16 protein-coding genes and 1 other RNA gene are annotated in these 12,102 nt (G+C 34.7%); 11 read left to right on the top strand and 6 right to left on the bottom strand.

The genetic code is table 11. From position 1 onward, the window contains the following. Positions 1 to 19: 19 nt before the first annotated feature. Together DOK76_RS05555 and DOK76_RS05550 are read right to left on the bottom strand one after the other, a co-directional pair. Positions 20 to 982, bottom strand: a complete 963-nt coding sequence (locus DOK76_RS05555; RefSeq protein WP_206965592.1) for an LPXTG cell wall anchor domain-containing protein — start codon at positions 980 to 982, stop codon at positions 20 to 22. Positions 983 to 1,161: 179 nt separating this feature from the next. Then, a complete protein-coding gene (locus DOK76_RS05550) occupies positions 1,162 to 2,976 on the bottom strand; it encodes a M3 family oligoendopeptidase (protein WP_206965590.1) in 1,815 nt (604 codons plus the stop codon). 115 nt (positions 2,977 to 3,091) lie between these two features. On the opposite strand from DOK76_RS05550, the gene DOK76_RS05545 reads away from it, so the two are divergent. Continuing rightward, on the top strand, positions 3,092 to 3,610 hold the full coding sequence (locus DOK76_RS05545; RefSeq protein WP_206965588.1) for a VanZ family protein: 519 nt from the start codon (positions 3,092 to 3,094) through the stop codon (positions 3,608 to 3,610). A 72-nt stretch (positions 3,611 to 3,682) separates the two neighbouring features. After that, complete coding sequence (locus DOK76_RS05540; RefSeq protein WP_206965586.1) at positions 3,683 to 4,408, top strand: YebC/PmpR family DNA-binding transcriptional regulator; 726 nt, start codon at positions 3,683 to 3,685, stop codon at positions 4,406 to 4,408. Between the two features lie 41 nt (positions 4,409 to 4,449). Here DOK76_RS05540 and DOK76_RS05535 read toward each other — a convergent pair whose 3' ends face one another. Then, positions 4,450 to 4,788 carry a hypothetical protein gene (locus DOK76_RS05535; protein ID WP_206965583.1) on the bottom strand — a complete coding sequence of 113 codons (339 nt, stop codon included), beginning with the start codon at positions 4,786 to 4,788 and terminating at the stop codon, positions 4,450 to 4,452. A 114-nt stretch (positions 4,789 to 4,902) separates the two neighbouring features. Here DOK76_RS05535 and comGA point away from each other — a divergent pair, with 114 nt between their 5' ends. From comGA to DOK76_RS05490, 9 genes are all read left to right on the top strand, one after another. Next, positions 4,903 to 5,856, top strand: a complete 954-nt coding sequence (gene comGA / locus DOK76_RS05530; protein ID WP_206965581.1) for a competence type IV pilus ATPase ComGA — start codon at positions 4,903 to 4,905, stop codon at positions 5,854 to 5,856. Then, entirely contained in the window at positions 5,768 to 6,862 is a 1,095-nt protein-coding gene (comGB, locus tag DOK76_RS05525; RefSeq protein ID WP_255521644.1) for a competence type IV pilus assembly protein ComGB, read from the top strand. The genes comGA and comGB overlap by 89 nt, the downstream gene beginning before the upstream one ends. Then, on the top strand, positions 6,859 to 7,155 hold the full coding sequence (gene comGC, locus DOK76_RS05520) for a competence type IV pilus major pilin ComGC (RefSeq protein WP_255521643.1): 297 nt from the start codon (positions 6,859 to 6,861) through the stop codon (positions 7,153 to 7,155). Before comGB ends, comGC begins: the two co-directional genes overlap by 4 nt. After that, the gene (gene comGD, locus DOK76_RS05515; RefSeq protein ID WP_206965577.1) at positions 7,155 to 7,607 is read left to right on the top strand and encodes a competence type IV pilus minor pilin ComGD; all 453 of its coding nucleotides are present in this window, start codon (positions 7,155 to 7,157) and stop codon (positions 7,605 to 7,607) included. Before comGC ends, comGD begins: the two co-directional genes overlap by 1 nt. Next, positions 7,591 to 7,896 (top strand): hypothetical protein, encoded by a 306-nt coding sequence (locus DOK76_RS05510; protein ID WP_206965576.1) that lies wholly within the window; start codon positions 7,591 to 7,593, stop codon positions 7,894 to 7,896. Before comGD ends, DOK76_RS05510 begins: the two co-directional genes overlap by 17 nt. A gap of 53 nt (positions 7,897 to 7,949) precedes the next feature. Beyond that, positions 7,950 to 8,309 (top strand): ComGF family competence protein, encoded by a 360-nt coding sequence (locus tag DOK76_RS05505; RefSeq protein WP_255521642.1) that lies wholly within the window; start codon positions 7,950 to 7,952, stop codon positions 8,307 to 8,309. Further along, positions 8,269 to 8,625, top strand: a complete 357-nt coding sequence (comGG, locus tag DOK76_RS05500) for a competence type IV pilus minor pilin ComGG (RefSeq protein WP_206965572.1) — start codon at positions 8,269 to 8,271, stop codon at positions 8,623 to 8,625. Before DOK76_RS05505 ends, comGG begins: the two co-directional genes overlap by 41 nt. Before the next feature lie 116 nt (positions 8,626 to 8,741). After that, positions 8,742 to 9,749: a class I SAM-dependent methyltransferase gene (locus DOK76_RS05495; protein WP_242542214.1), complete on the top strand. Its 1,008-nt coding sequence runs from the start codon at positions 8,742 to 8,744 to the stop codon at positions 9,747 to 9,749. Between the two features lie 18 nt (positions 9,750 to 9,767). After that, a complete protein-coding gene (locus DOK76_RS05490) occupies positions 9,768 to 10,952 on the top strand; it encodes an acetate/propionate family kinase (RefSeq protein WP_206965568.1) in 1,185 nt (394 codons plus the stop codon). Between the two features lie 48 nt (positions 10,953 to 11,000). On the opposite strand, the gene DOK76_RS05485 is transcribed toward DOK76_RS05490, so the two are convergent. From DOK76_RS05485 to ssrS, 3 genes are all read right to left on the bottom strand, one after another. Next, the gene (locus DOK76_RS05485; protein ID WP_206965566.1) at positions 11,001 to 11,480 is read right to left on the bottom strand and encodes a universal stress protein; all 480 of its coding nucleotides are present in this window, start codon (positions 11,478 to 11,480) and stop codon (positions 11,001 to 11,003) included. A gap of 25 nt (positions 11,481 to 11,505) precedes the next feature. Then, positions 11,506 to 11,718 (bottom strand): hypothetical protein, encoded by a 213-nt coding sequence (locus DOK76_RS05480; protein ID WP_206965564.1) that lies wholly within the window; start codon positions 11,716 to 11,718, stop codon positions 11,506 to 11,508. Positions 11,719 to 11,859: 141 nt separating this feature from the next. Next, positions 11,860 to 12,049: non-coding RNA, 6S RNA (ssrS, locus tag DOK76_RS05475), on the bottom strand. Between the last annotated feature and the right edge of the window lie 53 nt (positions 12,050 to 12,102).

Genomic DNA, 12,102 nt, shown 5'->3' with positions numbered 1-12,102 from the left:
ATATCGTGGAAAGTTATTGTTATGATTTTTTAGATAATACGTAACTTGCTCCTAAAATAGAAAATAGGCCTAGTGTTGCTAGAACCAATTCGTTTTGTTTCTCGCCAGTTTTTGGTAAGGAACCATCTTTTTTATTGCTAGAACTTGTTGGTGTTACTTTGTCTTTTTGTGTACTAGTAGTTGTCGACTCACTTGTTGTTGAATCTGTTGAACTAGAGTCACTACTATCATCTGTATCACTTTGTAGTAAACCAGCAATTCTTCCAAAAGGTAGTGTCTGACCGTTTGCTTTAGCTTCATCTTCGATTACTTGTAGTTTTTTTAGTTTAACAATCAATTGCTCGTTTGTCATACTGACACCAGGTAAAAATGTGCTATTAACTGGATAGAGAGTTTTTAAATAGACTTGTAATTGTTCAACTTGGGGAATCATATCAGCATAGCTATTGAAGGATGCTGGATCAAATGAGAGCTGGGTTAACGCGTTTTCAATATTCACAGTTTTATCCACATAGAGTGTTGTCAGAAGTCGTGCGTAAGCACCGTAATCCATTCCAGTGATATCATAATTGTAACGTGTGAATAAGGTCATAGTATTTTCCAGTTGTTCATCTGTATACTTGTCTAATTCATCTTTTGTTATCCCGTAATCTTGACTTAATAACTCATCTCTAATGATTGATGGTCGTGGTTTAGAATCAACAGGAACGTCTTCGCCTTTCTTTTCTCCAATGGCTTTATCGATAGTTTCAACGACTTTCGATGCATCAGTTGTCTCTTTCTCATTAGAACTATTACTGTCTAGGGATTCAGTAGTTGTTGATTCAGTGATGTCATTTAGTTTAGTGTCTTCAGTAGCTACTTCTTTTTGTTCTTGATTAGCTGGTTCTGTAGATGTGTCTTCTGCAGACGCAGTCATTCCGTAAAGTGACATACTCAGCATTAAACCACTTAAAATTAACCAATTGATATTTTTTTTCATGAGAGTGCCTCCGTTCTCTTTTGTAATAATTGTAACATTTGTGTAACACAAAAACAATATACTTGAGGTTTTTAATGTTTTCTTAATAGTTACTGTAATCGAAAAACCAATTTACGTACTTCAAGTCTAGTAGTTTGAAATCAAAAAAAGAACTGAAAATTCAGTTCTTTTTTGTGCTATTAGATGTATTTTTTTGTGATATCTAAGAACTCTTCAACATCTTTTTTAATGATATCAATACCATCTTGCCAGAAGTCTGGTTTAGTTAAATCGATACCTAAGTGTTTTAGAGCTAAATCTTCAGTACTCATTGAAGCAGTATCTCTTAATAAAGCTATATACTCATCTTCAAATGAAGCACCTTGTTTTTGAGCATGTGCGTAAATACCTAAACTGAATAAGTAACCAAATGTATAAGGGAAATTGTAGAATGGTACGTCATCAATGAAGAAGTGTAATTTGCTTGCCCAGAAATGTGGGTGGTAAGAACCTAATGAATCACAGTAAGATTCTTTTTGAGCATCTAACATTAATTGTGTGATTTCTTCATCTGTTAAGACATTCTCTTTACGCGCTTCATGGAAATTATTTTCAAAAATGAAACGTGTATGAATGTTTAGGAACATAGCAATGGCATTTTGCATTTTTACATCAATTAAGTTGATTTTTTCTTCGTCAGTTGCTGCTTGTTTAAGTGTTGCATCAGCTACGATTAATTCAGCAAAAGTACTTGCTGTTTCAGCCACGTTCATTGCATAATCTTGGCTCATAGCAGGTAAGTCCCACATAACATGAGAGTGATACGCATGACCTAACTCATGTGCAAGAGTCGACACTTCATTGATTGACTCACCATAAGTCATAAAGATACGTGATTCTTTATCTTCAGGTAAGCTTGTACAGTAGCCACCTGGGCGTTTTCCGGGACGATCTTCTGCTTCAATCCAACTCTTATCAAAAGCCATTTGAGCAAAATCAGCCATTTTAGGGCTAAATAGACGGAAGTTTTCAACGATAAAATCAGCTGCTTCATCAAAGGTATAACGTTTTTCTTTGAAGTCACCTAAAATAATTGGAGCATCTTGGTCTTGCCAGTCCATTTTTTCTTTACCAAATAGTTGTGCTTTACGAGTTAGGAAGTCAACAAAAGGTTGTTTGTTGTTAGCGATTGCTCCCCACATAGCATTTAGTGTATCTTCTTTCATACGGTTGTATTCTAAAGGTACTTGTAAGTGATTAGTCACGCCATGTAATTTATTGGCAGTTAAGCGGAAGCCATCTAAGTGATTTAATGTGTCAGCAAATAGAGGTGCTTTTTCAGCCCATGCTTGCTCCCATTTTTCAAATAGATCAACACGTACCTTGCTATCAGCGTCTCCCATCATTTTGTTAAAGGCTTGTCCAGCTGAAAGCAATACTTCTGTACCATCTTCTTCTGTAAAAGGAATTTGGATTTGAGTCACTAATGTATCATAATGTGTACTCCAAGCGTTGAAACCATCTGTTGATAGTTGATTGATAATGTTTTCTTCGTTTTCGCTTAATAGGCGTTTACCTTGTTCGCGTTTTTCGTTTAAGATGAAAGCCACGCCTTGTTTTTGAGCTGCTGGTGATACTTTCAGTTGTTCCCAAACGTCTTCAGGCATTTCTGTTAATTTTTTAGCAAATGTCACATTGGCATTTTCAAAGTCAGTTGATTTAGAGAAAAGACTTGCTAAAACAGTCCCAGCTTTTTTATTGTTAACATCTGCAGATTGAATGGCATTAACAAAACTAATTGTTTGACCAAAGCCGTTTTGAACTAATTCTTGTAAAGCTAAAATAGAATCTAGAAATAAAAAGGCAGGTGCGTCTCTTGTTGTGTCCCATTTTGACACTAAACGTGAATAATCTTTGATTTGTTCATCTAATAAAATTAAACGTGCTTGTAATTCTTTTGAATCAATGCCACCTTCAAAAAGTGAATCAAGATCCCATGTAATTGTATATTTCATATAATTAACTCCCTTCAATGATTATTACTATTATACACTAACTTTTTTTAATCAGAAACTTGTTTGATAAAATGTACCAAACAAGGTACGATTATTAAGATTGAGGAGTGATGAGATGACGAAACAATTTAAAAATGGCAATGCCTATTTAGTGATTGCCTTAGTAATGATGGGAATATTATTTTATAGTTCCTCTCAGACGTATGAACAACAAAGTACAATTCCTTTGCTGGAAAAAATATTAAGTAAAGAGCCCTTTAAAGAAGCTTTCTCGAAAGTCTCGTTCATGTATGGCGGCTCAACTGTCAGTGTAAAGGCAAGTGGGTACTTTAAATTTGTCGAGTTTTTTATTCGTAAAGGTGCACACTTTGGCACTTATTTTATTTTAGGTGGTAGTTTCTTTTTAGGAATCAACCCACGTGTCAAACACTTAGGTATCTCTTTCTTATTCGCTTGGTTAAGTGCTACAGGGTACGCAGCTTTAGATGAGTTTCATCAAATGCTTACAGGAGGAAGAAGCCCACTTTTTGAAGACGTGGTTTTAGACAGTACGGGGGCCTTTTTTGCTTGTTTGATTTTAAGTGGAACGTATCTCTACTTGAATCGCCGTAAAGGAAGTAAAAAGAAAGGGTAACGTGTTTATTAAGTAGTAATTATGTTACACTAAAGGAGCAGTTTAAAATTTTTAGGAAGAAGGGGTCTTAAGATGGCAGGACATTCAAAGTGGAATAACATTAAACAAAGAAAAGGTGCTCAAGATGCAAAGCGTGGTAAAATTTTTCAAAAGTTATCGCGTGAAATCTATATGGCAGCTAAAAGTGGTGGACCTGACCCGGCTTCGAATCCTTCTTTAAGATTAGTATTAGATAAAGCAAAATCGGCAAATATGCCTAATGACAACGTGCAACGAGCAATAAAAAAAGCGACATCAGCTGGTGAAGGTGACAACTATGATGAAGTGATTTATGAAGGTTATGGTCCAGCAGGTGTAGGGATTTTAGTTCATACGTTAACAGATAATAAAAATAGAACAGCTACTAATGTGCGAGTAGCGATTAATAAAAATGGTGGTTCTTTAGGTGAAACAGGTTCAGTCGCGTATTTATTTGATCGCAAAGGTTATATAGCAATTGAACGTGAAGCGTTGGATATAGATGAAGATACCATGTTAATGAGCGTTTTAGAAGCTGGTGGGGAAGAGCTAGAAGCTAGTGAAGATGTTTTTGAGATTTATACAGAGGCCAGTGATTTTGCGGAGGTAAGAGATGCCTTAGAAAAAGAAGGTTATGTTCTCGCTCAAGCTGAATTAACCATGGTTCCTCAAGTTTATACAGAATTAACGGAAGAACAACAAGTTATACTAGAAACAATTGTAGATGCTTTAGAAGATGACGATGACGTATCCGAAGTTTACACATCAGCACATATGTAAAAAGAGATTGACCTATAAACAGGTCAATCTCTTTTTTTGCCTTAAAAATCTAAATCGTCAAAATCATCAGATGTCTCTCTACGGTAGTCATTTCTAGGGATAAAGAAGCCCTTTGAAAGGAGAACTTGTTCTCCAAAAGCATCAACGGGACCATATCCTTGATTAAGTAAATCAGTAATATAGAGTTTGTTATAAATAAACATAAAGACGAAATGAGATAAGCCAGCTGTAAATATATTAGCTAGAAACATAATGAAAAACCATTTTAAATCCCCACGAAAAAGTGCTGGGAAAGAACCGAAAAAGAAAACAGTCCATGAAAAGCCCACTTTAACTTGTTTACCTTGTCTAGTATCGGGGTTAACGAGTGTGATAGTCATACAATTCCTCCAAACGAATAATACTGATTATAGCATACTTAAAAAAAGTTAGAAATTCATAAGTAAATGCATTTTTTTGGCGAATCTTGAATATGAAAAGGAAAGGAGGGAGAAATGGAAGTTAAAAAAATAGCTCAAGCTTTGCTACAAAAAGGTTTTGTCACTCAGGCGAGTGACTTATATGTTTTCCCACATGGGTCATCATATGATTTATCTTACCGTTATCATCATGAAGTAGAAACTTATAAACAAGTGGATAAACAGATTGGAGAAAAGTTAATTTTATACCTGAAGTACTTAGGTGGCATGGATATTGCTGAAAAAAGAAAGGCACAAGTCGGTAGTGCCACAGTCTCCCTTTCTAATCGCTCTGGAAGGGTTCGATTATCAAGTGTGGGTGATTACATGAACCGAGAAACACTAGTGGTTCGTTTTTTACATCATAGCCAAAAGGAAACAGCTCATCACTACGTCTTTCCAGAGCAGTCTCAGTTATTAGTAAGTGGTGTGAAAAAACAAGGTTTGTATTTATTTTCTGGTCCTACTGGGGCAGGGAAATCAACGACTATGTATGAATTAGCTAAAAAGAGGTATCAACAAAAAAGAAAACAAATCATTACCATAGAAGATCCTGTGGAAATAGAACAGACAGATTTTTTACAATTTCAAGTGAATGAAAAAATTGATCAAACCTATGAGTCTTTGATTAAGGTTTGTTTGAGACATCGACCAGATATTTTGATTATTGGTGAAATAAGGGATCAAGAAACTGCAAAAATGGTGGTTCGAGCAGCACTCACGGGGCATATGGTTTTCTCAACAATCCATGCCACAGATAAGGAAAGTGTATGGCTCAGGTTGCTAGATTTTGATATCCCAAAAATTGAATTAGAGCAATGCGTAAAAGGGATTATTTATCAAGAACTCATTCCAGTGACTGGAGCCAACAAATATAGCGTACTATATGATGTCTCACTAAATGGGGTGGAAACTAATTGGGAGGAAAGTGTGGCAACAGCCTATAAAAATAAGCTTATTTCAAAAGAAACTTACCACAACATGCAGTAAGTCGTTCTCTAAAAAAGAGCGTTTAGAGTTTATCTCGTTGTTATCAGAGTTATTGGCAAATGGGTTTACTTTAGAAAGCAGTTTTCAATTTTTGATGGTTGTGATGCCAAAGAAGAAAAAAGAAATAAAAGGAATGAATCGCAAGTTACTGCGAGGTGCTAGTTTATCAGAAACCTTAACAGTATTAGGTTTAACAACAGGTCAAAAAGCCCAACTGAGTTTTGCAGAAGTACATGGAGACATTGTGGGTACACTCAGTCACATTGCTGAGCAAATGTCAGATAAACAAAAAAAGCAACAACATTTAGCTAAAGTGGTGAGTTATCCTTGTTTACTATTGCTATTTTTATCAGGCGTTTTATTAGGAATGAAGTGGTACATTTTACCACAACTAACAGATCTCTATGCGGCAAACGAAAGTACTAACTTAGCCTTAGTATTTGTTGAGTATAGCCCAGAAATACTATTAGGTTGTCTGTTACTGGCTGTAATTATCTCTTTAGTATTAAAGTCATTTTTAGGAAAAAAATCAGCTGTTGAAAAAGCGAATTGGTGGAGTAAGGTACCTATTATAGGGGCATTTTTCATGTCGTATTATACCTCTTTATTTGCTACTGAATGGGGGAAATTATTGACACAAGGGATGGAATTTAGAGAGGTGGTCATGGTAATGAACGGAAAGAACTATACACCTTTAATGAAAGAAATGGCTCAAACTATTGAAGGGAAAATTGAAAAAGGGATCTCGATTAGCGCGCCCATTAAAGAATGGCGATTTTTAAAACCAGAACTAAACTTAATTTTACTACAAGGCGAGGTCAAAGGGGATTTAGGCAAAGAATTACTTATTTACGGGAAAAAAGAATGGGAGTATTTACTTCAACTAGCTGAGAAAAAGATGAAGTTCTTACAACCACTCATGTTTTTATTAATTGCGATATTGATTGTATCTGTTTACGCAGCGTTACTTTTACCGATATATAGTGGAATGGGGGATATGTATTGAAGTTACGAAGAAAGAAGAAAAATAATAAGGGATTTACTTTGATAGAGATGTTAATTGTATTATTAGTGATTGCTGTTTTGATTATTTTATTTGTGCCTAATCTAGTGAAACAAACAGATACCATTAATCAGCAGGGAGATTCTGCAATTACTAAAGTCATTGAAACGCAAAGTGAGATGTATTATTTAGACAATAATAAGCGTCCTACAAGTACCAATGAATTGCATGCGGCTGGCTATATTTCAACAGAACAAAAAGAAAAAGCTGACGCACTTAATATTAAGGTTCAGTGATGAAAAGAATAGGTAATGAAGGCTTTACACTGATTGAAAGTTTATTAGTTCTTTGTTGTGTGAGTGTTTTTTTCATGGTCCCTATGATTTTACTGAAGAAGTGGCAAGAAGAGATGGAGATTGCAATGTTTTTTAACCAGTTGGAACGCAACATAGAGAAAACACAACAGAGTGCTATTGTGGAAGCAGCTAACACAAGTATTAATCAAAAAGACCTTGAAAATGTTCTGATTTTTAATTATGTTCATCATGGAAATATGCATCAAAACAGATTAGAAGTTAATGGTCCGCTGAACTTACGTACATCTGGAAGTATCGATTTTCTCACCACAACAGGTAATATAAAAGAGATTAAACAAATAAAAATCGAAGATCATTTGCACAAAAAAGTGGTTCGTTATCAATTTCAATTAGGTAGTGGTAAGGTGATTCGCAGTGAAGGAAAACTATAAAGGGTATCTGTTATTAGAGTCAATGGTTGCGATGGTGGTCATTGTTACGAGTGTCTTAATGATTTACAATACGATTATTTTTATGCTATCAGAAGAGAAAAAACGTCAAGATGAATTAGAGATGGCTATCCTATTGTACGAAGTCGCGGCTTCTTCTCACTACCCAAAAGAGAACCAAGAAAAAATTAAACAAAAGAGTCAGGACAAAGGATTTACTATTAATACTTGGAAAGACAAACATATAAGAATCGAAGGTGACTCATTATCATTAGAGCTAATCAAAGAATAAAAGGGTATCAAGGATTTACCTTATTAGAAGCTCTGTTAGCTCTTGTCGTACTAATGGGGTTATTAATCTTTCTTGAGCCGTTTTTGAAAAGTATGACACGAGTAGAGTCAACGATCAAAAAGTCTGACTATCTAGAAGTACAGATTGGTAAAATTCAATTAGATTTAGAACGTAGAGGATTGGTTTTTTCTGAGATAAAAGGCAATCAACTTATTTATAAAAATGATAAAGGAGAGAATGTGACATTTGAATTTTACCAAAATATGATTCGTAAAAGAGTAAGTGGTGAAGGGCACCAACCTATTATGACTGGGGTAAAATCTGTTAGATACCAAGAGATAAATGAAGTTATCGAAATGGAGGTCACGACACTTGAAAAAGAAACCTATTGTTACTTTCTTTTTCCGTGGTAATCAAGGTGGGATTTTGTTTCCTGTTATGGCAATATTGTTAATGATGACATTACTCCTTGTTTATGTCACAGATGACTATTTTGCTAGACGTGAGATGTTAGTTAATACAAGGGACTACTATGTGAGTCGAGCAATGGAAGAGATGAGCCTTGAGACAGTGAGGAAAGATACAGAAGCAGCAGAAGTTGTCGTTTATTTTAATCAAGGAAAATCAAAATGGAAAAAAGGAGACAACTTAGCAGATTATCAAGTAATCACTAGTTTGAGTAACCAGTATAAACGAACGAGTCATCGGAACTTAACAACGAAAAGGTGAGATAATCAAGAAATCTCGCCTTTTTGTTATGCCTATATCTTGAATTATTCGGTTTTTTTAGATAGAATGAAAAAGTGATAGATATTTTGTTAAAGTAAATGGAAGAGGTGAAGGTATTGACACAGACAGATGTAGAAAAAGGCTTTCAGTTTTTCCTAGAGTCAGTTAAGAGATTGCAAATGGCATTAGACACAACTTTTTTTGATGCATTCATTGAGAATGGTGAGAATCTTATGGAAAATCGTCAGGTTCGTGTGATTGATGGAGTTCCTGCTAAAGAAGAAGTAGAAGCGATTGAAGCTCTTTACGAACAACTTTCTAACTTGTCTTTAAATCAAGAAGATAAAAGAAAAATAACTCAGCTTGTCTTGTTAAAAGGATCTATGGAAGAAGCAGTTCAAGCCAATCATCAACTAACGCCAGATGGCATTGGTTTTTTATTTGTCTACATTTTGGAACAATTGGCTAAAAAAGATAATCCTTTAAGCTTACTGGATTTATCAGTTGGTACAGGAAATTTGTTATACACAGTCATGAGTAACCTGAATCTAGCTAATATTACCAATAAAGGTTTTGGTGTTGATTTAGATGATACATTATTAAGTGTTGCTGCTGTCAACAAGGAATGGTTAGATTTAGAGGTGGAATTATTCCATCAAGATAGTCTAGATAGTTTATTGATTGATCCTGTTGATTTTACTTTATCTGATTTACCTATTGGCTATTATGCTTTTGATGAAAAAGTAGCAGATTTTAAAGTCTCAGCCAAAGATGAGCATAGTTACGCTCATCATGTCTTAATGGAAAAAGCAATGAAACATGTAAAAGAAGATGGTTTTGGTTTATTCTTAGTACCAAGTAACCTACTTGAAACCCCACAAGCTCCGCTGTTAACAGGTTGGATCAAAGAAGAGGTGTACCTTCAAGCAGTTCTTCAATTACCAGAGTCATTGTTTAGTCAAAAAGGTTTAGGCAAATCTATTTTGATTGTTCAAAATAGAGGAGGAGAATCTAAGCAAGTTAAAGAAGTCTTACTTGCTGAGTTACCATCATTAAAAGATAATCAGTCCGTATTAAATTTTATCAATGAATTTCGTGAATGGCGAAAATCTAATATTAACTAAAAGGGAGAAAAAGAAATCATGTCTAAAACAATTGCAATTAATGCAGGAAGCTCAAGCTTAAAATGGCAATTATACATTATGCCAGAAGAAACTGTTATCGCTCAAGGAATCGTAGAAAGAATTGGTCTAAATGACTCAATCTTTACTATTAAATATGGCGAAGGCGAAAAATTTGAAGTGATTAAAGATATTGAAAATCACGAAATCGCTGTTAATATGTTATTAGAACAATTAATCGAATTAAAGATTATTGCTTCTTATGATGAAATTACAGGAGCTGGACACCGTATTGTTGCTGGTGGAGAGCACTTCAAAGAATCAGCAATCATTGATGCAGAAGCATTAAAATTAGTTGATGAATTAGCAGAATTTGCTCCATTACACAACCCTGCTGAAGCACAAGTAATCCGTGTATTTGAAAAAGTATTACCTGGCGCTTTAAACGTAGGTGTATTTGATACATCATTCCATGCAACAATGCCAGCTGTTAACTACTTATACAGCATTAACACTGAATACTATGAAAAATTTGGCGCTCGTAAATACGGAGCTCACGGAACTAGTCACCGTTACGTATCTGAAAGAGCTGCTGATATGTTAGGTAAACCAATTGAAGAAACAAAAATTATCACATGTCACTTAGGTAATGGTGCTTCAATCACTGCTGTTGAAGGTGGTAAATCAGTTGATACTTCTATGGGATTCACACCACTTGCAGGTGTTACTATGGGAACTCGTTCAGGAGATATCGACCCTTCATTGTTACAATACTTAATGGGTAAATTAGAATTAACTGATATTAAAGACATGATTAACATTTTAAATAAAGAATCTGGACTTTTAGGTTTATCAGGTGTATCAAGTGATATGCGTGACTTAGAAAACTCAGAAAAAGAATCTGCTAAATTAGCTTTAGAAATCTTTGCTGACCGTGTACGTAAATACATTGGTAGCTACATCACTGTAATGAACGGTGTAGATGCAATTGTCTTTACAGCTGGAATTGGTGAAAACGACATTAACATGCGTAAAGAAATCATCAACGGCATTAGCTGGTTCGGTTGTGAAATCGACGAAGAAAGAAACAACGTTCGTGGTGACGAACGCGTGATTTCTACAGATGATTCTAAAGTAAAAGTATTATTAATTCCAACGGACGAAGAATTAATGATTGCTCGTGACGTAGAAGCATTAAAAAAATAAATAAAAAAGAGGCTAGAAAGTTAACTTAACTTTCTAGCCTTTGTTGTTTTATTTTTTCTTTTTTTCTTTAGGTAATAATTTATTGTCGATATCTGTTCTGACGATTAAGACGTCACAACTTGCATGTCTAGCGACATACCCAGAAACAGAACCAATTAAAATTCTTTCCATAGCATTTAAGCCAGTGGCACCTAGCATAATAAGGTCAATGTTGTAATCTTTTTGAAGTTGTTTTGAAATAACCGTTTTAGGTGCACCATATTCAATCAAGCATTGGATGTCTTCTAATCCATGCTCCTTGCCATATGCCAAATAATCATCTAAAGTCTCGCGAGCAATCTTGGTTGCTTCTGCTGCCAAATTCTCATCAAAACTAGATACAGATTCAAAGGCTCTGATATCAATAACATGAGCAACATAGAGGATAGAGTCATTTCGTTTAGCAACTTGAACAGCTTTTTTAAAGGCTTGTTCAGATTCATCTGATCCATCAATGGCAACTAAGATTTTTTTGTATTCTTTTAACATAGTATAACACCCTTTCTGATTACCTTTACTTCATTTTTTTGGAAAGACGAATTGAAAAGATAGCTGAAATGACTAGTACTAAAGAGATAAAAAATAGCCCAGCTACTTTTGTCGGAATAAAAATGCCTAAAATAATACCTAAAATTCCTGATGCAAAGAGAAGACTCATATAACCAACTAGGTTTTCTCTATTGGCGCTAGAAAAAGTGACTTCTAAGTCTGAAAGATGCTTTTTCATGTACCAACTAAGAAGAATGAGTATCAAACTAAACAGGAGTAGAAGTATCTGTATCAATTATATCACAATCCAATCTGAGTAAAATAAAAAAATATAAAAAAAAGCATTTGCTTGTCACAAGCAAACCCTTAAAAAGACAAAAAAATATCCGTCGATGCCGTAATATGCTCTGTCTGGTTGAACCCGCTTTATATGCAGGTGGGAATCGTTAGTATTAATTCAAACTACCAAGTGATAAGGCTTGTTTTCTGTTAATAACTGGTTAATTCCCAAGGTAAAATTAATTGTTCGGTCAACACTAATGAGAGCACGACGCACATCACAGATATTCTCTATAAATATATACTAACATAATAAAGCATTTTCATCAATTACTAGGTAAAT

The organism is Candidatus Vagococcus giribetii, assembly GCF_017316185.1.
Lineage (GTDB): Bacteria > Bacillota > Bacilli > Lactobacillales > Vagococcaceae > Vagococcus > Vagococcus giribetii.
The sequence above is the reverse complement of the archived record's forward strand: the minus strand, read 5'-3'. Positions and strand labels throughout refer to the sequence as shown.

Bases quoted from the DNA above. Each gene is read 5' to 3' on its own strand.
- DOK76_RS05555 (WP_206965592.1), bottom strand. From the start codon at position 982: ATGAAAAAAAATATCAATTGGTTAATTTTAAGTGGTTTAATGCTGAGT.
- DOK76_RS05550 (WP_206965590.1), bottom strand. From the start codon at position 2,976: ATGAAATATACAATTACATGGGATCTTGATTCACTTTTTGAAGGTGGC.
- DOK76_RS05545 (WP_206965588.1), top strand. From the start codon at position 3,092: ATGACGAAACAATTTAAAAATGGCAATGCCTATTTAGTGATTGCCTTA.
- DOK76_RS05540 (WP_206965586.1), top strand. From the start codon at position 3,683: ATGGCAGGACATTCAAAGTGGAATAACATTAAACAAAGAAAAGGTGCT.
- DOK76_RS05535 (WP_206965583.1), bottom strand. From the start codon at position 4,788: ATGACTATCACACTCGTTAACCCCGATACTAGACAAGGTAAACAAGTT.
- comGA (WP_206965581.1), top strand. From the start codon at position 4,903: ATGGAAGTTAAAAAAATAGCTCAAGCTTTGCTACAAAAAGGTTTTGTC.
- comGB (WP_255521644.1), top strand. From the start codon at position 5,768: ATGGGGTGGAAACTAATTGGGAGGAAAGTGTGGCAACAGCCTATAAAA.
- comGD (WP_206965577.1), top strand. From the start codon at position 7,155: ATGAAAAGAATAGGTAATGAAGGCTTTACACTGATTGAAAGTTTATTA.
- DOK76_RS05505 (WP_255521642.1), top strand. From the start codon at position 7,950: ATGGGGTTATTAATCTTTCTTGAGCCGTTTTTGAAAAGTATGACACGA.
- DOK76_RS05490 (WP_206965568.1), top strand. From the start codon at position 9,768: ATGTCTAAAACAATTGCAATTAATGCAGGAAGCTCAAGCTTAAAATGG.
- DOK76_RS05485 (WP_206965566.1), bottom strand. From the start codon at position 11,480: ATGTTAAAAGAATACAAAAAAATCTTAGTTGCCATTGATGGATCAGAT.
- DOK76_RS05480 (WP_206965564.1), bottom strand. From the start codon at position 11,718: ATGAAAAAGCATCTTTCAGACTTAGAAGTCACTTTTTCTAGCGCCAAT.